We start from the raw sequence: 19,025 nt of genomic DNA, 5'->3' as shown, positions 1-19,025 counted from the left end.
GTTCGACTCGGCGTGCGGGGAGAAGGCCGCCGACAACCTCTTCCTAGGCCGTTTGCCCCGTGAATGCGAACTTGCTCAGCAGTAGGCCGGGAACATACGACGCGCCCTCCTCCGTGCCCACGAATCGCCGTTCGCGCGTCACACCCTCACAATGCGCAAGAGCGTCGACTGCGCTCTGCGTGAAGCGCAGGTTCTTGAGCGGGCGTGTGAGGAGGCCGTTTTCGATCATGAAGGTGCCGTCACGTGTCATGCCGGTCAGCAGTACCGTGATCGGGTCCTCGACGTTGACGTAGTGGAAGCGCGTCACGTACACCCCGCGTTTCACCCCCGCGATCAGCTGAGCGAGCGAGCGGTCACCGGGCGCCATCTCAAGGTTCAACGGCATCGGGCCGAAGGAGTTGGGGGCGGGCAGCGCGCTTCCGGTGTTCGGGCGACCCAGCTTGGCGGCCCAGTACGAGTCGGTCACCGGCTGCACGGCGATACCGCGGTCAATGATGGAGACCGGTGGCTTGGGCTGGCCCTCGAAGTCGAAGGTGACGCCCGTTGCATGCGGTGCGCCTGCGCAGTCGGAGATGGTGATCAGGTCGCTCATCACCTTCTCGCCGAGGTGTCCGGTCATGAACGAACGACCCTCAGAGAACGCGCGGCCGGAGAACCCGACATAGGAGAGGAAGTCGAGGAAGTCGGCCACGGCCTCGGGTGCGAGCACGACGGTGTAGTCGCCGGCATCGAGCGCCACCGGATTCGCCGAGCGCACCGCAAGCTCCGCGGCTTCGAGACCCAGCGCTCCAGCTGCGAGCTTGGAAGCGTCAGCGTCCAAGAACGACGCCCAGCCGCTGCCGGCGTTGTCACTCGCACCCATCGCGAGCACAGTGGCCTGCGCGCCCGTGAGCGCCATACCCACATTGACGCCATGCGAGTTCGCGACTGCGGTGACGTGGTGCCCGACGCGCACCTTGCCGGCCGCAGTCAGCCCGCGCTCGCGCGAGGGCGCGATGATGGCGGCGACGGCTGTGGCGCGCGCCTCGGCGTCGAACGCGAGCGTGGCGGGTGCGACGCGGTCGGGGAGCGCGACGTCGTGCGGGCCGGGGAGGCCCGGGAAGTCCGGGTCCGCGGGCGCGATGCGCGCGGCGGCCACCGCGGCTTCGCAGGTCGCTCGCAGCGACGCGACGTCGAGCCGGTTCGTGGTGGCGACGCCTACGCGCTTGCCCACAACGGCACGGACGTTGACCTGCGCGTTTTCCTCGGCGACGTTTTGGTTGATGCGGTTGTTCGCGAACCTCGTGAGCGCGCTGCTCTCGGCGAAGACGAGGGCCTCGGCCTCATCGGCTCCGGTCTCGGCGGTCATGGCGACTGTCGCGCGTGCGAGTGCCCGTGCTTCCTGCGATGTCAGCATTAGCGACCCACTCCTACCTGGACGTTGCGGAATCTGGCGGGCGCAGCTCCATGCGCGACGTGGGAGACCTGCATCGGCTCGCCCTTACCGCAGTTGGGAAGGCCCCAGACCTGCCAATGCTTGCGCGAGCAGATGGCGTCGCACGCGCCCCAGAACTGGGGCGTGATGCCGGTGTAGTTGGGGTTCTTCACCATGCGCCCGAGTTTGCCGTCCTTGATCTCCCAGCCGATTTCGGTCGCGAACTGGAAGTTCAGGCGCTTGTCGTCGATGGACCAGGAGTTGTTCGTTTCGAGGTAGAGGCCGCCTTCGGTGTCTGCCACGAGGTCGTCGAAGTCCCACGTGCCGGGCTCGAGCGAGACCGTGGTCATGCGCACGAGCGGGATGCGGTTCCAGCCGTCCGCGCGCATGCAGCCGTTGCTTGCGCGGCCGAGGAGCGGCGAGGTCTCGCGCGAGCCGAGGAAGCTCTCCAGCACGCCCGCGCGCACGATCGTGTCGCGCTGTGCCGGTACGCCCTCATCGTCCCACCCAAAGCTGCCGAGCGACCCCGGGATGGTGGCATCGGCCGTCACGGTCACGTGCTCGGAGCCGTAGCGCAGGCTGCCGGCATCCTCGAGCTTGACCCACGACGTCCCTGCGAACGCCGCCTCCTCGCCGAGAACCCGGTCGAGTTCCGTGGGGTGGCCGATGGATTCGTGCACCTGTAGGGAGACCTGGCCGCCGTCGAGGATGATGTCGCGCGTGCCGGGATCGACGTAGGGTGCTGTGAGGAGCGCCGCGGCCTGCTCGGCGATGCGCGGCGCGTTGCCGACGAGGTCGAGGCCGGCGATGTACTCCCAGCCAGCCTGCTGCCAGCCACCGCCGTGGGAGTTGGGGTACGAGCGCGAGACGACCTCGCCTTCGCGCACGGCGTAGGCGACGAGGCCTGCGCCGGACTCCGTCCACGACTGCTCGGTGAAGGCGCCCTCGGTGGAGCCGAACCACTTGCGCTCGCGGTAGAAGCCCAAGTGCGCCTCGGTCAGCGTGACTTCCGGCTGGAGGCACAAGACCTCATCGGCTGCCAAGAGCAGCGCGAGCTTGTCTTCGAGCGAGACGGCGAACGGATCGATCGCGCAGCAGCCCGACCACGTGCCGCGGGCGGGTTCCACGGGCGCCAGGCGCACAGCTGTGCCGGCGACGAGCGCAGAGGCGCGCGCGATCGCGACCGCCTGCCGAGCAACCCGCACCGCCTCGGCAGCAGTGACTTCGCGCGAGGAGGCGAAGCCCCAGGCGCCGTCAGCGATGGCGCGAACGCCGATGCCGAACGAGTCGGCGTGTTCGACGCCCTCGACCACGCCGTTTGCGACCCGGAGTTCCTCGCGAGACGAGTCGACGACGCGCGCGTCGGCGTACGATGCTCCTGCTACTTCAGCTGCGTCGAGCGCGGCATTGATGATGTCTCTCACGGGCGAGAACCCCCTCGGTAACGTGATGCAGAATTAGCCCTTATCCTACCCCATGATCTCGTTGAGGTAGCTCGCCGCCTTCTGCCCGCTGTCGGGTGCGATGGAGACGCCGATGCCCGACCGGCCGGGTTGGCTCAGATATCGGAGCGCGCCGGCTGTGATCGCCGCCGCCGACGGCCCGACCATGAGCGCTTCTTCCCGGTAGAGCCTCAGCGCCGCCTCATCGGTCATCGCGTCATCGACCCACACGATCTCGTCGATTACCGACATGTCGAGGTTGCCGGGGACGGCGGTCTCCTCCATGTTCTTGAGGCCCGAGATGTGATGACCCTTCACCGGCTCGATGCCGATCACTTGGATGTCGGGATTCTGCTCCTTGAGGTAGCGCGCCGTGCCGACGATCGTTCCGCACGTGCCGAGCCCTGCGAAGAAGTACTTCACGTGTCCTTCGGTCTGGCGCCAAATCTCCGGGCCGGTTGACTCATAGTGCGCTCGCGCGTTGTCGGCGTTGTCGTACTGGTTGGGCATGACGTACTTGTCCGGATTCTCGCTGAGGATCTGCGCGGCGAGCTTGAAGGCAACGTCCATGGGGTGCAGGCCGGAGGTGTCGTCTGGCGAGGTGAGCCGGACGTCGGCGCCAAACGCGCGCAGCAGTGCGGTCTTTTCCGGCGAGAGCACGTGGGGCGCGGTGGCGACCATCCTCTTGCCGAGGAGGGCCGTGATCGCAGCCAGCGCGATGCCGGTGTTGCCGGAGGTGGCCTCGATGACCGTCTTGTCGTCGAGCTCGTCGCGTTCGATCAGGCCCTTGAGCAGCCACTTTGCCGTGCGGTCCTTGATGGAGCCGAATGGGTTGACCCATTCGCACTTCATGTAGAGCGCGACGTCAGGGCCGGTGAGCATCCGGTTGAGGCGCACGATGGGCGTGGGATTGTCCACGTCGCCGCACATGTCGAGGAGGTGATCGTAGCGAGCGAGGCGAGAGTCGTTGCCCAGGCCGAGCCGAGCTGCGTTTTCTTGCATGTCAGGCGTGTCGGTCATGATGTCCTCGTTCTCGTACGACATTGCATGCGCACGAGGGAGCATACACTGAGCGTCCTGACATTGCCGAGGAATTCGCGCCGAGATCGGCGGAACAGGGATTGGTCGTCGACTGGCCTCGTCGTTCTTTGGGCGCGTTTCTGGGGCGACGCGGGCAACGCACGATCTCGCGCATCCTTCACTCGCGTCGTATACTGACGGCTCGCGTGTGAGTGTGCCGAGCGGGCTCGGACGGCGACATGCCGTGAACCTGGTCAGGTCCGGAAGGAAGCAGCCATAAGCGGCCCCTGACGAGCGTCCGGGTCCGCTCGGCACACTCGTGTTTTATACTTCTCGGCAGAGTTGTATGCCTCTCGAAAGGCGGCGCATGGCGCACCAGTCTCTCTACCGGAAGTACCGCCCGCAGACGTTCTCCGACGTTGTCGGCCAGGAGCACATCGAACGTACGCTGCGAAATGCCGTCGGGGACGGCACCGTCGCGCACGCGTACCTGTTTTGCGGTCCGCGAGGCACCGGCAAGACCACCACGGCGCGCATTCTGGCCAAGGCGCTGAATTGCGAGCACGGACCCACCCCGGATCCCGACGGCACCTGCCAACAGTGTCTTGAGATCGCCGAGGGCCGTCATCCGGACGTCTACGAGCTCGACGCCGCGTCGCGTACGGGCGTCGACAACGTCCGCGAGGAGATCATCGGTCGCGTTCAGTTCGCACCCACGCGCGGCCACTACAAGGTCTACATCATCGACGAGGTGCACATGCTCTCGACGGCAGCGTTCAACGCGCTGCTCAAGACGCTTGAAGAGCCGCCGAGCCACGTCATCTTCGTGCTTGCGACCACACATCCGCACAAGGTTCCCGAGACAATCCAGTCCCGTTGCCAGCGCTTCGACTTCCGGCGCATCGGCATCGACGACATCGTCGGCCGCCTGCGCGCGATCTGCGAAGGGGAGGGCTTCAGCGTTCCGGACGCCGCTCTCGCGCTCATTGCCCGCCACGCGTCCGGCGGGATGCGCGACGCCATCACCACGCTCGAACAGCTTGCGTCGTTCACAGGCGGCACCATCACCATGGCCGATGTCGAAGGGCTTCTCGGCGAGGTCGACACGGCGCAGCTCTTCGGGATCGCCGGTCTGATCGCTGCCCGCGACGTCGCGTCGTGTTTCCGCTGGGTCGCTTCGTTTGTGGAAGACGGCACCGACCTGGCCGAGTTTGTGCGCGAACTCACCGGTCACTTCCGCAACTTGTACGTGCTCGCCGCGGTAGGGGACGGCCATGGCATCGTCGACGCCGGAAGCGAGGACCTCACGGCGCTTGCCGAGCAGGCCGTCGAGTTCGGCGGGCCCGACCGGCTTGCACGCGTGCTCACGCTTCTGGGCGAGCTTGCCGCCGAGCTTCGCTGGTCGAGCGACCCGCGGCTCTCACTGGAGGTCGCGTTCACTCGCATGGCGCGCCCGGACGGCGAGATGACGCTGGAGTCCCTTGCCGAGCGCATCGAAGCGCTGGAGCGTGGGACGGGCGCGCAGGCGCCGAGACCCGCGGCCATCGTTCCGCGCCAGACCGAATCAGTGCCGGCGCCCGCTCCCGCAGCGCCTGTACGTCAGGCCGCTTCGCGACAGGCGACGCGTCCGGGCGAGCTAGACCGTGCTGCGGCGAAGCGGATCTGGTCGGATGTGCTTGCCGAGATCAGAGACCGCAAGCCGGCTAGGGCGCACCTGCTCTCGACCGTGGACGTGGATGTCGACGCCGACGGCACCCTGGTGCTTGAGTTTCCGCAGGACCAGTCGTTCTCGATGCAGCTTGCCGAGGAACCCGAGATGCGCGATTTACTGAGAGTCGCGCTTACGGTGGTGCTCGGCGAGGCTCCGCCCGTCCGCATGCAGATCGGCCGCGGAGGCATGCATCGAGCGGCTGCCGCCGCATCGCATGAGCCCACCGCAAGCCCGGCGCCCAAGCCCGAGCGCAAGCACTCGAGCGAGCCTGCTTCGGCACTCGCCGCCGCTCCGGCCGCCACAGACGACGCCGCTCCAACCGATCTCGCGCAGTTCCTTGTGGACGGCCTAGGTGCGAGGATCGTTGCCGAGCACGGTGCGCTGTCGACGGAGCCGGTAGACGAACAGACAGATGAGAGCGAGGCTGCCGATGACTACCAAGGGTTCATGTCATTCGGCGATGGTATGTTAGACGAGACAATTGGAGAGGACGACTAGATGAACCAGGGCAATATGATCAAGCAGGCCCAGAAACTGCAGGCCCGGATGCTCCAGATGCAGGAGGGACTGAAGAGCGAGGTCGTCGAGAGCTCGGCAGGTGGTGGCATGGTGAAGGTTGCCATAACAGGAGACCTGCAGGTGCGCTCGATCACCATCAACCCGGAAGCACTCGACCCGGATGACGTCGAAATGGTGCAGGACATGGTGACCGCCGCGGTCAACGAAGCGATCCGCTCGGCTCAGGAGCTGGCGTCGCGAAAGATGTCGGAGATCACCGGCGGCATGAACATCCCGGGTCTGATGTAGCCGATGCGCTATGCCGCTCCCATAGCCCGTCTTCTCGAAGAGCTCGAGCGTATGCCCGGCGTGGGCCCAAAGTCGGCTCAGCGCATCGCATACTGGCTGCTTGCGTCCGAGAACGCCGATGCCCAGCGCCTTGCGCATGCAATCACAGAGGTGAAGCGCACCATCCACTTCTGCCCGGTGTGCTTCAATTTCGCCGAGGGCGAGGTATGCGAAATCTGCGCGGACGCCAAGCGTGACCGGACGAAACTGTGTGTCGTGGAAGAGCCGCGCGACGTCGTGGCGATCGACCGTACCGGTGAGTTCCGGGGCCTCTATCACGTGTTGCAGGGAGCCATCTCGCCGATCGACGGCATCGGCCCCGAGCGTCTTCGTGTCCGCGAGCTGATTGACAGGATGGCCAGCGGAGAAGTCACAGAAGTGGTGCTCGCCACGAACCCCAACGTCGAAGGCGAGACCACTGCGCTCTACATCGCGCGCCTCATCAAACCGCTCGGCGTGAAGGTCACCCGGATTGCCAGCGGACTGCCGGTCGGAGGCGATCTGGAGTACGCCGACGAGGTGACGCTCGGCCGTGCCCTTGAGGCACGCCGGGAGATGTAGGTCTCGCGCCGGCCGTTCACCGAGACGCTGGCGCCGCCTGACTACTCGTATCCTTCGGCTCGGCCGCGATGCCCCTTGGTGCCCCTATTCTGTTAGGACTTATCGCCTGTTTCGGCGGTGAGGTCACCTTCAACAGGGGACCGAGTGAAAGGGAAGAAACGCGATGCAGCAGCTGACGGAGATCCGTTGGCACGCACGCGCCGGTCAGGGCGCGGTTACGGCGGCTAAGCTCGTCGCCGAGACTGCGCTGTCGCAGGACCGGTACATGCAGGCCATGCCCGAGTATGGGCCCGAGCGCATGGGCGCGCCGATCAAGGCGTTCACGCGTATCAGCGATCAACCGATTGAGATCCACAACAATATCGAGAACCCTCACGTCGTCGTCGTCCTTGACGAGACCCTGCTCGATGTCATCGATGTGACTGAAGGAGTCGCCGACGACGGCGTTATCATCGTCAACACGTGCACTGCTCCGGCGGTGCTGCGCAAGGTGCTCGGAGTCAAGGATTCGGTGGTGGTAGCTTCGTGCGACGCGACCACCATCGCGCTTGAGACGATCGGGCGCGACATTCCCAACACGCCGATGGTCGGCGCGCTTGCGCGTCTTACCGGCGTCGTGGATCTGGATGCCGTCAAGGGCCTGCTGGTCAAGACGTTTGGCAAGAAGTTCGGCCAAGACATCATCGACGCGAACCTTGACTCCGTCCAACGCGCGTATGAGGAGGTGGCTGCGGGATGAGCAAGTGGGATATTTCCTCCATCGACGACTGGAAGAGCGAAGACTTCCCCCGTGGCGCGATGATTCCCGAAGCCGGCAACTCGGCTGATTACGTCACCGGCGGCTGGCGCAGCGAGCGCCCCTGGCGCGACGAATCCAAGTGCACCCAGTGCCTGATTTGCTGGATCTACTGCCCCGACAGCTCGGTCGTTCTCAATGACGGCAAGGTCGTGTCATTTGATCTCGACCACTGCAAAGGTTGCGGTATCTGCGCGCATGAATGCCCGTCTGACGCCATTTCGATGGCGCTCGAAGGCTGCGAACTCCCGGAGGTGAAGTAGCATGGCCGAACAGAAGATCGTAGCCACCACGGGCAACTCGCTTGTCGCCGAGGCGTTTCGCCAGTGCGCTCCCGACGTCGTTCCTGCGTACCCGATAACGCCACAGACAACCATCGTCGAGGAGTTCGCCAAGTTCGTCGCTCAGGGCCGCGTGCACACCGAGTACGTGACGGTCGAGAGCGAGCACTCGGCAATGAGCGCCGCCGTCGGCGCTTCGGCCGCAGGCGCCCGCGTCATGACCGCGACCTCGTCGCAGGGCTTGGCCTACATGTGGGAGGAACTCCACATCGCGGCCGGTCTGCGTCTGCCCATCGTGATGGCCAACGCCAACCGCGCACTAGCGGCACCGATCAACATCCATTGCGATCACTCCGACATCATGGGCGCGCGCGACACCGGCTGGATCATCTACTTTGCGGAGACCGCGCAGGAAGCGTACGACAATACGCTCATGGCGATTCGCGTCGCCGAGAACCCGCAGGTCATGCTGCCGGTCATGACGACGCTCGACGGCTTCATCACGACGCACTCGATCGATCGCGCCCAACTCATGGACGACGAGACGGTCAAGGCGTTCGTGGGCGAGTATCATCCCGAAAACGCGCTCCTCGACACCGATCATCCTGTCAGCCACGGCAACTTCGCCGGTCTGGGCGGAACGTACTTCGAGTTCAAGCAGGCCGAGCGCACCGCCATCGACCGTTCGCTCGGGGTCATCAAGAGCGTTGGCGCCGAGTGGTCTGCCGTCAGCGGCCGCCCGTTCGACGTCGTCGAGGGCTGGGGCATGGAAGACGCCGAGATCGCGATCGTTGTTATCGGCTCGACCGCAGGCAACGTCCGCCACATTGCGCGCGAGCTTCGGGCCCAGGGCGTCAAGGCCGGCGTGCTCAAGATCCGCGTGTTCCGCCCGTTCCCGTTCGTCGATATCGCCGAGGCTCTCAAGGGCGTCAAGGCGGTCGCGGTGCTCGACCGTGCCGAGTCGTTCGGCGCCGAGGGTGGCCCGCTCTTCCTCGAGGTGCGCAGCGCGCTCTACGACTGCACGACCCGCCCGGCCATGGTGAACTACATCTACGGCCTCGGTGGCGCAGACGTGAAGCTCGAACTCATTCGCCGGGTCTACAGCGACTTGGCCGACATAGCCGGTGGCGTCGCCGAGCCCAGCGGGCTCGTCTACCTCGGCACACGGTAGGAAGGACCAGCACATGCCAACGATAAAAGAACTCGCTGCATGCGAAGACCGCCTCGCGGGCGGCCATCGCCTGTGTGCCGGGTGTGGTGCGTCGATTGCGGCCCGCCAGGTGCTTCTTGCCGCGGGCGATAACGCGGTTGTCACCGGCTGCGCCACCGGGTGCCTCGAAGTCTCGACCACGATCTACCCGTACTCGTCGTGGAAGACGCCGTTCATTCACAACGCATTCGCAAACGCGGCTGCCACCGTGTCGGGCGTCGAGGCTGCATTCAAAGGCCTGAAGGCCGCCGGCAAGATTCCCGCCGACAAGAAGATCAAGTTCGTCGCCTTCGGCGGGGACGGTGGCACCTACGACATCGGCCTGCAGTCGCTGTCGGGCGCCATGGAGCGCGGCCACGACATGGTCTACGTCTGTTACGACAACGGCGCGTACATGAACACCGGCATCCAGCGTTCGTCCGCCACGCCGTTCGGCGCATGGGCGACGACCGCCGAGGTCGGCAAGGCCCAGCAGGGCAAGGAGCAGCGCCGCAAGGACCTCACGTCGATCATCGCCGCCCATGGTGTGCCCTACGCTGCGCAGGCTTCGATCAGCCACTGGAGAGACCTCACCAACAAGGCCGAGAAGGCGTTCAACGTCGAAGGCCCCGCGTTCCTCAACATCCTTGCGACATGCCCTCGCGGATGGCGCACGGCTCCCGACCAGACGATCTCCATCACGAAGCTCGCGGTGCAGACCGGCTTCTGGCCGCTGTTCGAGGTCGAAGATGGCGTGTGGCGTCAGACGGTCAAGGTCCCCAACCGCAAGCCCATCGAGGAGTTCTTGAAACCGCAAGGCCGCTTCAAGCACCTCTTCAAGCCCGAGAACGCCGAGTTGCTCGCAAGCGTTCAGGCTGAGGTCGACCGGTACTGGAACTACATCGAGAGGCGCTGCGCGGAGTAGCGTTTCTGGATGCGACGACAGTCTCAAAGAAGCGGGTCCGAAACGGGGCCCGCTTCTTGTCATTGAGGGCTTTGCGGACAGTCGGGGATGCTATGCTTCGAGGGAAACACGCTCCGCTTCGCGTTCGATGGTGACAATCAGAGGAGTCTCTCTTGGCAACAAAGCGAGTCCTGTTCTCGGTACTTGTGATCTGCTGTGCGTTGGCGCTTGCCGGATGCGGGACTAAAGCCCAAGTGAACGGTCAGAACATTAATCTGCCGGATCCGTCTGCCGTGGTGAATTCGGCCAAGGAACAGGCGAGTGCCATAGCCTGCACAGCGATCAGGCAGGAAATCGACAAGAAATACATTGTTCCCGTCGCCGGGGCAACGGCCGAGGTCTCCTTCGGAACGGTCTTGAAGAGCATCGGCAAGGCTTGTCCGTCCGGCGGGACGTACACCTTCGACGATGCCACGAAGAAGACCAGGTGCTCAGTTCACGGCGAGTAGACCGTCAGCCAGTTTGTTAACCAGATGTTGGGCAGAGTAGGGGGGTGTCGTTTGGCTGACCTAAGCGTTGTCGAGAAGCGGAAGCTGGAGCGACTGCTGGGCATGGGTTCCGGCTACGTCCTGAACTTCTCGAACACAACCTTCGCTGACTACTTTAGCGACGTCGCAGGCATCAACATCTACGACGACAACTACGGGTACCGTGGTGCGTCCAAGGCCAACCACATGCGGGCTTTTTGGGAGACCGCGGACAACCACACCGTTGCTAGGGCACTTGTTCCTCTGCTGGAGAACTGGGCTGACTTCGAGACGAACGGGTTTGATGCGCCCGCACCTGAGGATCTGGCCATAATCGAGCGTCTTCGCACATCCGCGCCTGTTGCGGATGCGGCAGCTTTGGTCGCGCCGCCTGATGCGGACGAGGCGTTCGAGACTGTCGCCCGGTATGTTCGTGAGGCGATCGATCGGAACGAGACTGAGGCGGCAATCGATCGCCTGCACACCTTCATGGTGAAGTACATGCGTCGTTTGTGCCGCCGGCGCGGTATCGAGGTCTCCCGGGATAAGCCGCTGCATAGCCTCATGGGTGAGTACATCAAGGCTGTGCGTGCACAAGGCGCCATCGAATCCGAAATCACCCTTCGGATACTCAAGTCGACGACATCTATCCTTGAGGCCCTGAATGGTGCTCGGAATGAACAGAGTCTGGCGCATGACAACGACCTAATGGATCATGACGAGAGCCTTCTCGTCTTTGCGCACGTAGCGTCCTTGGTTCGCTTCATGGATACAGTGGAGGGTCGGGTGGACGGCGAGACGGGTCACGCGCTCGATTGGAATGATGCGATCCCATTCTGACCGCACCTGCCCAACAAGCGAATCGAGCAGAACGCCAAGAGCTACGCTGACAAGCAAACGGATGCGCGTCTGCTCATTTCGTTGGACGTTCGACAGACCCAAAGGCGAGCTAGTACACTTGCGCAACATCATCAGGCGGGCACCACTGCCCGCTTTGTCTGTAGGGGGACGCGATGGGGTTGTTCAGGACTAGTAATGCTGATGTCCATCGGGCGATGGCGCAGACTGCTCCCGGGGTTGAATGGCACGTGGAGCCAGCCGACAGTGACCCGAAGAAGCGGTACTGGTACGTTGGTCTTCATCGCGAAGACAGAGCGCACATGCCTTCGCTTTCACTTGAGCAGGCCCGATTGATGGCGCCAGCAGTCTATGCCAACCTCGGGGGGCTTCGCGGCAAAGTCAGCGTGGAGGTCTGGGTTGAGAGCGATGATGGAAAATGGGTCGGATGTGGGGCTTCAGGGCCATGTGTGTCCGACTGCGCTCCGCGATGCTTGCAGCGAAGCCAATCTCCCCGACGGTCGACGGAGTCGGGCGCGCAGCCGACGGTGAGTCGAGAGATCGATCTCACGAAGGCGCTTCACTGGTACTCCGTGCTTGCGACGTACGACGCTGCGGTCGCACCGTCGAGATGGGTTTGGAGTGAACTCGATGTTGAAGTGAACCGCAGACTGAATGAGTTGATCTGGCAGTCGTCCAGCAACTGGCTATACGTGCCTGACGAATTCCACGGGATATTCAGTTCAGTGGTAGCGGATCCCCCGCCAGATTCCACTAGGGAGTGGGCTTCCGACAGTCCCCGCCTTTCAATGAACATCACGAGCGCAACTTATGTGCCGCGCTACTTCCCAGATGCCTCGAACGACCTCTTCCTGCTATCCGGAAAGGACTTCATGGTCACGGGATATCAGTTGGCGCTCATTGATGCCCTTGAGGAGATTGTGGCGGAAGATGGCATTCCCGTTATAGACCCGAGCGACGTTTCCGAGCCGCCGGAAGGCCGAGTCTACTTCTCGATGAGCCAGTACATCCGGTTCCATCCCTATGTAGCGGCAGAAGTGAAGGACTTCTCGACTCAACCCGACACCCGTGCCGCACTATACAAGAGATGGCGAGACGGATGCTTCCCTGAAGGAGACCTTGCAGTCGGCGTTCTGCAACAAGCCGGTGGCAGTCTTGCGACGATACCACTCCCCGTGGCGCAGGATCTCATGAGGACACTATGGTTTGAGGAGTAATAGGCGCACTCCGTAGGAAGTCGATCACAATGTCGACATGAGCGCTTCTTTCGGAGAAGTGACGTCGCTATCGAACAAGCTCAGGCCAAAGCGCGGGAGGTAGAGAGCAGAGAGTGCACGGGCGCCTGCGCATGCTGTACAACGTTGGATATAGCGCTTGGGAGGGAGTCGCGAGGTGCCGGAAGCTGTGCTGGTGTGGGCGGCAGAGAAGATCCTCCTGCCTATCGCCAACTCCACGTTTGGCAGGCTGACTCGCGCCGCGCCCGGTTGGCTCAAGCGTCTGCGGTCGTATGTGCGAGTTCAACGCCTGGAACGCGAAGTGTCCGCTGAGGAGCTTGCGATCATCAGCTTCATTTCGGGCCGCCAGTACGACTACCTGCACATTGAGCGCGAGTTCGCAGGACGACTTGAGGGCGAGGGTCTGCTACTCGCGGTTACCAAGCTTCAAGTGCTGGGTCTGCTGAGCGCCGCGCGACTCCAGCAGCCGCCTCACCCAGAAGCGATGTTCACTGTCGCTGGCGAGGCAAAGGCTCTCCTGCAGGCCAAGACCGTGAAGCTGCAACGCATTCGTCCTCGGCGACGGGATATCCCAGATGCAGTCGACCGACGCAAGCGTGCTGCTGAGAATGCAGAGTGGCTCATGAATCACGCACGCATGACTCGCGTCGCCGACTACGTGAAGCAGGAGTCGGTTGAAGAAGCCAAGCGTCGACGTCAGGAGCTGTCTGACGACCAGTGCTGGTTGACGGAGCGCGGACTCTGACGGCGGCATGGCAACGGGTCTGGCATGAATTGCAGGAGCCGCGGGGTGGCGTCCAAACAAAGCATATCGAGCGAACGTCGCAAGGTAGACTGCTGAAGAGAGGCACGTGAGCGCCGCTCATGCCCAAGCAGTTCTTTCCTCGGCTACCCCACGCGCGTGAAGGGGATAGCGGTGCCGATTCCGCTGGTGCAAATGAGGTTGTCGTGAGTGTCGACGAAGATCGCATCGAGTCCTTCGAGTGACTCTATGAGAGCGATTGCTCGCTCGACGCCCATGAGGAGCAGAGCGGTAGAAAGCCCATCGCCGTCAATCGAAGTTGGAGACAGAATCGTCACGCTCTTGACGTCGGTCTCGGCGGGAAAACCGGTCTTTGGGTCGAGGATGTGATGGTAGAGCACACCGTCACTGGTGAAGTTTCGTTCGTACAAGCCGCTTGTGACGGCGGATCGATCCGCAACTTCCACAACGCCGATGAGGCCTCCGTCGGGATTGTTCGGATCCCGAATGCCGAGACGCCATTTCGAGCCGTCCGGCTTCGTCCCCAGGCCGAATGCATTGCCGCCGAGGTTGATGAGGCCCGATGTCACACCACCGGCTCGGAGGTGTTTCGCGAGTGCATCGGTGATGTAGCCCTTGGCGATGCCGCCGAGGTCGATCTTGGCGGCGGGGTCGTCGATCCGCACGGTAGTGCCATCGACATGGACGTTCCGGTAACCCACATGCCGAAGAGCCTCGACGATGTCTCGTCGGCTAGGGATGACTCCCTCATTGAAGTCCCACAGCGTTGTGACCGCGCCCATGGTGATATCGAAGAGGCCTCCTGAGATTTCGCAGTACCGCAGAGAGGTCGATATGAGATCGGCCGTCTCCAAACCGACTCCGACGGGCTTTCCGGCGGATCGGTTGATCCGTACGACGTCGCCGTCCTCCACCGTGCGGGAGAACGCCAGCTCGAAATACCGGCACAGTTCGACGGCCTCATCGATCAGGGACTGATCGCATTGCGCCGAGATTGTCACAAGCGTGTTGAAGGCGAAGATCGTCGCGGACGCCGAGCCAGTCCAGCCTCCGGTTATGTTCGGCAATTCCGCGTGCGCCATGTCTCGACCCTTCTTAGGCGTTCGAGACATTGTATTTGGTTCGTCGCAGCCGTGGTCAATCGAATTCGACGCCGAGATTTCAAGATTCCCTGGGGGCACTCGGCATCATGATGGGAGAATGGCTCGGTAGGGGCGGGCGCGAAAGCCGACGGACCGGATGGCCTTCAGGATCGTGCGGCGGTTGATCTTTCGTTCGTCGTACATCACCGAGGTGAGTTTGAGCGACTTGACGGTTACGACGCGCGATACCCCGCTGAGCCGCGAGACGGTCCCCTCAACAAGCAACGCAGACTCGTCTGTGGCGAGTCCTTCGGTTCTGATGTGAATTGCTTCCATCGCGAATCCTCCTCAAACAGCACTGAAGGTAATTCTGTAGTCGGAAGAACGTTGTTGCCTTTCCTATGGTCATCTTCGACAGTGTTGCGGGGATGAGAGCAATGTGGAGGATGTGCGGATGTATTCTGTACGGAGGACAACCGCAGAGGGGGCCGAGGGTGAAGTCGCTTGGAGTGCACTCCGAGGTGGGCCGGCTCAGGACTGTGCTCGTGCACCGGCCGGGCCGTTCGCTCGAGAGGTTGACGCCTTCCAACCGCGCAGAGTTCTTGTTCGACGATGTGGTCTGGGTGGAGAAGGCCCGCCGCGAGCACGACGAGCTGACCGCCGCCCTGCGTAGTCGAGGCGTCGAGGTGCTGCTACTCGGCGACCTGCTCGAACAGGCGCTGGAGTCTTCCGAGACGGCTCGCCGAGAAGCTATTCTGGGCGCGGTTTCGGCGAGCGCTGTCGGGCTTTCGCTCGCCGGTGACCTGCGGTCATGGCTCTTCGCTCTCGATTCCGCCCGGCTTGCCGAGGTTCTGGTCGCGGGCCTGTTGGTCTCCGAGCTCGAGGGGTTCGACCTCACCCATCTCGATCGCAGTTCGCTTGGAGCGGTTTGCGCGGGCGTGGATTCGTTCGTCCTTCCGCCTTTGCCCAACACGGTGTTCACCCGCGACTCGTCGGCTTGGCTCTATGGTGGGGTGGTGCTGCCGCCATTGCTGGGGACGGCGCGCCAACTTGAGGTGGCAAACGTCTCGGCGGTCTATCGTCACCACCCGCTGTTTGCGCAAGGCGACTTCAGGTTCTGGTATCCGCCGCAGGGTGCTGCCGAGCGGTTCTCGGCCGAGGAGTTCGCTCGTACGGCGTCGCTTGAGGGTGGCGACATGATGGCGATCGGCAACGGATGCGTGGTCATCGGCATGGGGGAGCGATCAACGGGCCGCATGGTGGAGTTCGTGGCGCGCTCGCTGTTCGCGAGCGGCGAGGTCGACCGGGTGATCGCATGCCGCATGCAGCAGGACCGCGCATACATGCATCTCGACACGGTGTTTGCGCTGGTCGACCGCGATGCGGCATGCGTCTATCGGTCCGTCGTCGACGGCATGCGCGTGTTCAGCATGAGGCCGTCGGATCGGGACGACGCATTCGAGATCACCGAGGAGGCGGGGCTGCTGCCTGCGGTCGCCGACGCCCTAGGAGAGAAGCGCATTCGAGCCATTCCCACCGGCGGAGCTGCGTGCCAGGCTGCGAGGGAGCAGTGGGACGACGCTAATAACGTCGTGGCGATCGAGCCGGGCGTCGTTGTCGGGTATGCTCGCAACGAAGGTACGAACGCGAACTTGCGCGCAGCCGGCATCGAAGTCATCGAGATTGACGGCACCGAGATCGGCAAGGGCCGCGGCGGATGTCATTGCATGACCTGTCCGCTGCGCCGCGAAGGGCTTTGAGAACCGGCAACGAATCACGGAGGTTGGTATGAACGATCAGATTGAGACGATCGAATCGCTTCGAGCCGCGCTGGCAAAGGCTCGGGCCGAGACGCGGGCGGCGTTTGAGACGCGCGCCTACATGTACGCCGACATCTACCGCTCGCTTGCCGAGGAACTCGGCGGGCAGAAAGCCGCGGAACTGATGAAGCGCGGCATCTACCGCCGCGGGCTGGAGGTCGGCAAGAAGTACCGGGCGGCCGCCGAAGACGGCAACCTGGATCTTGTCGGCGAGATCTTCTGCGAGGGGTCGCCGAGCGAAGGGGCGCTCTTCGAGCCGGGAGTCGAGGCCAGGTGTCCGGTGCAGATCGTGCTGCGCATGGAGGCATGTCCGCTGGTGGAGACCTGGCGCCGGATGGGCCTTGCCGCCGAGGAAGTCGATACCTTGTGCGACATCGCGGCGGCGGTGGACGAGGGAACCTTTGCCGGTGCCGGACTCGATCTGACGTTTCTCGATCGGCTCGGCAAGAGCGGATCGAGGCACTGCCTGCTGGAACTGTCGCTGCCGGAGGGGTAGGCGGAGGAGCGCCGGCGCGGCGCGAGAGCGCGCTCATTTCGGCTATGCTGGCCCACTTCGTGCTACGCTACGTCTTCGCGCCCGCATCCGCGGGCCGGCATGCACCCAACCACCGGAGTTTTCATGCGCCAGAACGATGTACGCAACATTGCCATCATTGCCCACGTCGACCACGGCAAGACCACGCTGGTCGACCGGCTGCTGCAGACCACCCACGTCTTTCGCGACAACCAGCAGGTACCCGACTGCGTGCTTGACTCAAATGACCAAGAGCGCGAGCGCGGCATCACAATCCTCGCGAAGAACATCTCGATCCGCTATGGCGACACCAAGATCAACGTCATCGACACGCCCGGTCACGCCGACTTCGGCGGAGAGGTCGAGCGCGTTCTCAAGATGGCTGATGGAGCGCTGCTGATCGTCGATGCGTTCGAGGGCCCCATGCCTCAGACGCGGTTCGTACTCAAACATGCGCTCGAGCATGGTCTCAAGCCGATGGTCGTGATCAACAAGATCGATCGCGACGGTTCTCGGCCACACGAGGTTGTCGACGAGGTCTTCGATCTCATGGTGGAGTTGGGTGCCGACGATAGCCAGCTCGATTTCCCTATCATCTATACGAGCGCTGTGGGCGGCTATGCCCGGCTCGATCCAGACGACGGCAACATGGATTTTGTGCCGCTCCTCGACGCGATCATCAAGTACATCCCTGCGCCGGATGTCGACATAGACGGTCCCGTCGCGATGCAGGTCTGCACCATCGACTACTCGAGCTTTGTCGGTAGGATCGGAATCGGGCGCGTGTTCTCGGGCACGATCCACAACGGAGAGCGCATTCTCGTTGTCAAGAACGATGGAAGCCGCTACCAAGCGAACGTGAAGAATCTCTTCACGTTCGAGGGTATGGGCCGCGTCGAGGCCGCCGAGGCACACGCGGGCGACATCTGCGCGGTCGTGGGTATCGAGGACGCGGATATCGGCGACATGTTCACCTGCAGGATCGAACCGGTCGTGCTCGACCCGATTCACGTCGAAGAACCCACGATGTCGGTTGTCTTTGCGGCGAGCACGAGTCCGCTCGTGGGCAAGGAAGGCGATATCGTCGGAGGGCGCCAGATCAAGGAGCGCTTGCTTCGCGAGGCTGACTCAAACATCTCGATGAACATCACCGAGTGTGAGGACAAGTCCGGCATGGAAGTCGCCGGTCGCGGAGTCTTGCACCTCTCCGTCCTGATGGAGACGATGCGCCGCGAAGGTTACGAGTTCCAGGTCGGCCGTCCGCAGGTCATCCTGAAGAAGGAAGGTGGACGCACTCTGGAGCCGATCGAGCTTGCCGTAGTCGATGTGCCCAGCGAGTACGCCGGCAAAGTCATCGAGATCTTCGGCAGTCGCAGCGGCGAGATGAAGGACATGGTCCAGCGCGCCGATCAGGTTCATCTCGAATTCAAGATCCCGTCGCGAGGTGTGATGGGGTTGCGTACTCGCGTCCTGAACGCCACCCGCGGCGAGGGCGTGCTCTTCCACCACTTCTCCGAGTACGGCCCGTTCAAGGGAGATCTCGGCGGGCGCCAGAACGGCTCGATGATCGCCATGGCGACCGACAAGTCCGTAGCCTTCGCCCTTGATTCGCTGCAGACCCGCGGCAAGCTGTTCATCGGCCCGGGCGTCATGTGCTACGAGGGAATGATCGTGGGCGAGTCAGCCAAGGAAGGCGACCTTGTGGTCAACGTGTCAAAGGCCAAGCAGCTCACCAACATGCGTTCTTCTTCGGCCGACAAGGGAATCATCCTGTCGCCGCCGATCGTGTTCACGCTCGAAGAGGCGCTGGAGTACATCGAGGACGACGAGCTCGTCGAAATCACGCCGAAGAGCATTCGGCTACGCAAGCGCCTGCTCTCCGCGAACGACCGCAAGAAAGCCGGACGCGGCTAGAGGCAAGTCGCAAGCGCAGGAGAGATTGAATGTCGAAGGGGGCCCGCACAGTGGACCGCGCCCCTAAAGTTGGACCCGGAATGAAAGTTCCGGGTCCAACTCTCTTTTTGGGGGTGATGTCATGAAATGGGATGATGCAACAAAGACG

At 63.2% G+C, this 19,025-nt stretch carries 19 protein-coding genes and 1 other RNA gene; 15 read left to right on the top strand and 5 right to left on the bottom strand.

Annotated features, from left to right (window positions below; all coding sequences use genetic code 11):
• Nucleotides 1-43: 43 nt before the first annotated feature.
• From HGA39_08775 to HGA39_08765, 3 genes are read right to left on the bottom strand one after another with little or no spacing between them, the layout of a single operon-like run.
• Nucleotides 44-1,396 carry a TldD/PmbA family protein gene (locus HGA39_08775; GenBank protein ID NTW29437.1) on the bottom strand — a complete coding sequence of 451 codons (1,353 nt, stop codon included), beginning with the start codon at nucleotides 1,394-1,396 and terminating at the stop codon, nucleotides 44-46.
• Nucleotides 1,396-2,838 (bottom strand): TldD/PmbA family protein, encoded by a 1,443-nt coding sequence (locus HGA39_08770; GenBank protein NTW29436.1) that lies wholly within the window; start codon nucleotides 2,836-2,838, stop codon nucleotides 1,396-1,398. Before HGA39_08770 ends, HGA39_08775 begins: the two co-directional genes overlap by 1 nt.
• A gap of 45 nt (nucleotides 2,839-2,883) precedes the next feature.
• The gene (locus HGA39_08765; GenBank protein ID NTW29435.1) at nucleotides 2,884-3,876 is read right to left on the bottom strand and encodes a cysteine synthase family protein; all 993 of its coding nucleotides are present in this window, start codon (nucleotides 3,874-3,876) and stop codon (nucleotides 2,884-2,886) included.
• A gap of 218 nt (nucleotides 3,877-4,094) precedes the next feature.
• On the opposite strand from HGA39_08765, the gene ffs reads away from it, so the two are divergent.
• The 12 genes from ffs (at nucleotide 4,095) to HGA39_08705 (ending at nucleotide 13,529) form a co-directional block, all read left to right on the top strand.
• Nucleotides 4,095-4,190: signal recognition particle sRNA small type (gene ffs, locus HGA39_08760), an RNA gene on the top strand.
• Nucleotides 4,191-4,243: 53 nt separating this feature from the next.
• Nucleotides 4,244-6,085, top strand: a complete 1,842-nt coding sequence (dnaX, locus tag HGA39_08755) for a DNA polymerase III subunit gamma/tau (GenBank protein NTW29434.1) — start codon at nucleotides 4,244-4,246, stop codon at nucleotides 6,083-6,085.
• Complete coding sequence (locus HGA39_08750; protein NTW29433.1) at nucleotides 6,086-6,394, top strand: YbaB/EbfC family nucleoid-associated protein; 309 nt, start codon at nucleotides 6,086-6,088, stop codon at nucleotides 6,392-6,394.
• A gap of 3 nt (nucleotides 6,395-6,397) precedes the next feature.
• Nucleotides 6,398-6,994, top strand: coding sequence for a recombination protein RecR (recR, locus tag HGA39_08745; protein ID NTW29432.1), 597 nt, complete (start codon nucleotides 6,398-6,400; stop codon nucleotides 6,992-6,994).
• 163 nt (nucleotides 6,995-7,157) lie between these two features.
• Nucleotides 7,158-7,733 (top strand): pyruvate synthase, encoded by a 576-nt coding sequence (locus tag HGA39_08740; protein ID NTW29431.1) that lies wholly within the window; start codon nucleotides 7,158-7,160, stop codon nucleotides 7,731-7,733.
• Nucleotides 7,730-8,053: a 4Fe-4S binding protein gene (locus HGA39_08735; GenBank protein NTW29430.1), complete on the top strand. Its 324-nt coding sequence runs from the start codon at nucleotides 7,730-7,732 to the stop codon at nucleotides 8,051-8,053. The genes HGA39_08740 and HGA39_08735 overlap by 4 nt, the downstream gene beginning before the upstream one ends.
• Before the next feature lies 1 nt (nucleotide 8,054).
• A complete protein-coding gene (gene porA, locus HGA39_08730) occupies nucleotides 8,055-9,242 on the top strand; it encodes a pyruvate ferredoxin oxidoreductase (GenBank protein NTW29429.1) in 1,188 nt (395 codons plus the stop codon).
• Between the two features lie 13 nt (nucleotides 9,243-9,255).
• Nucleotides 9,256-10,185, top strand: coding sequence for a pyruvate ferredoxin oxidoreductase (locus HGA39_08725; protein NTW29428.1), 930 nt, complete (start codon nucleotides 9,256-9,258; stop codon nucleotides 10,183-10,185).
• 152 nt (nucleotides 10,186-10,337) lie between these two features.
• The gene (locus HGA39_08720) at nucleotides 10,338-10,673 is read left to right on the top strand and encodes a hypothetical protein (protein ID NTW29427.1); all 336 of its coding nucleotides are present in this window, start codon (nucleotides 10,338-10,340) and stop codon (nucleotides 10,671-10,673) included.
• Between the two features lie 102 nt (nucleotides 10,674-10,775).
• Nucleotides 10,776-11,531 carry an abortive infection family protein gene (locus HGA39_08715; GenBank protein NTW29426.1) on the top strand — a complete coding sequence of 252 codons (756 nt, stop codon included), beginning with the start codon at nucleotides 10,776-10,778 and terminating at the stop codon, nucleotides 11,529-11,531.
• A 545-nt stretch (nucleotides 11,532-12,076) separates the two neighbouring features.
• Nucleotides 12,077-12,766 (top strand): hypothetical protein, encoded by a 690-nt coding sequence (locus tag HGA39_08710; protein ID NTW29425.1) that lies wholly within the window; start codon nucleotides 12,077-12,079, stop codon nucleotides 12,764-12,766.
• A gap of 175 nt (nucleotides 12,767-12,941) precedes the next feature.
• Nucleotides 12,942-13,529 (top strand): hypothetical protein, encoded by a 588-nt coding sequence (locus HGA39_08705; GenBank protein ID NTW29424.1) that lies wholly within the window; start codon nucleotides 12,942-12,944, stop codon nucleotides 13,527-13,529.
• 143 nt (nucleotides 13,530-13,672) lie between these two features.
• On the opposite strand, the gene HGA39_08700 is transcribed toward HGA39_08705, so the two are convergent.
• A complete protein-coding gene (locus HGA39_08700; protein ID NTW29423.1) occupies nucleotides 13,673-14,629 on the bottom strand; it encodes an FAD:protein FMN transferase in 957 nt (318 codons plus the stop codon).
• Nucleotides 14,630-14,734: 105 nt separating this feature from the next.
• The gene (locus tag HGA39_08695) at nucleotides 14,735-14,965 is read right to left on the bottom strand and encodes a hypothetical protein (GenBank protein NTW29422.1); all 231 of its coding nucleotides are present in this window, start codon (nucleotides 14,963-14,965) and stop codon (nucleotides 14,735-14,737) included.
• 110 nt (nucleotides 14,966-15,075) lie between these two features.
• Between HGA39_08695 and HGA39_08690 the strand changes: the two genes are divergently transcribed.
• The 3 genes from HGA39_08690 to typA all read left to right on the top strand — a co-directional run bounded on the left by HGA39_08690 (nucleotide 15,076) and on the right by typA (nucleotide 18,877).
• Nucleotides 15,076-16,389 carry an arginine deiminase gene (locus HGA39_08690; GenBank protein ID NTW29421.1) on the top strand — a complete coding sequence of 438 codons (1,314 nt, stop codon included), beginning with the start codon at nucleotides 15,076-15,078 and terminating at the stop codon, nucleotides 16,387-16,389.
• Nucleotides 16,390-16,417: 28 nt separating this feature from the next.
• Nucleotides 16,418-16,945: an L-2-amino-thiazoline-4-carboxylic acid hydrolase gene (locus tag HGA39_08685; protein NTW29420.1), complete on the top strand. Its 528-nt coding sequence runs from the start codon at nucleotides 16,418-16,420 to the stop codon at nucleotides 16,943-16,945.
• A 123-nt stretch (nucleotides 16,946-17,068) separates the two neighbouring features.
• A complete protein-coding gene (gene typA, locus HGA39_08680) occupies nucleotides 17,069-18,877 on the top strand; it encodes a translational GTPase TypA (protein NTW29419.1) in 1,809 nt (602 codons plus the stop codon).
• The last annotated feature ends 148 nt before the right edge of the window (nucleotides 18,878-19,025 follow it).

The sequence above is a fragment of the Coriobacteriia bacterium genome (genome assembly GCA_013336165.1).
Taxonomy (GTDB): domain Bacteria; phylum Actinomycetota; class Coriobacteriia; order Anaerosomatales; family JAAXUF01; genus JAAXUF01.
This window is presented reverse-complemented; position numbering and strand designations above follow the sequence as displayed.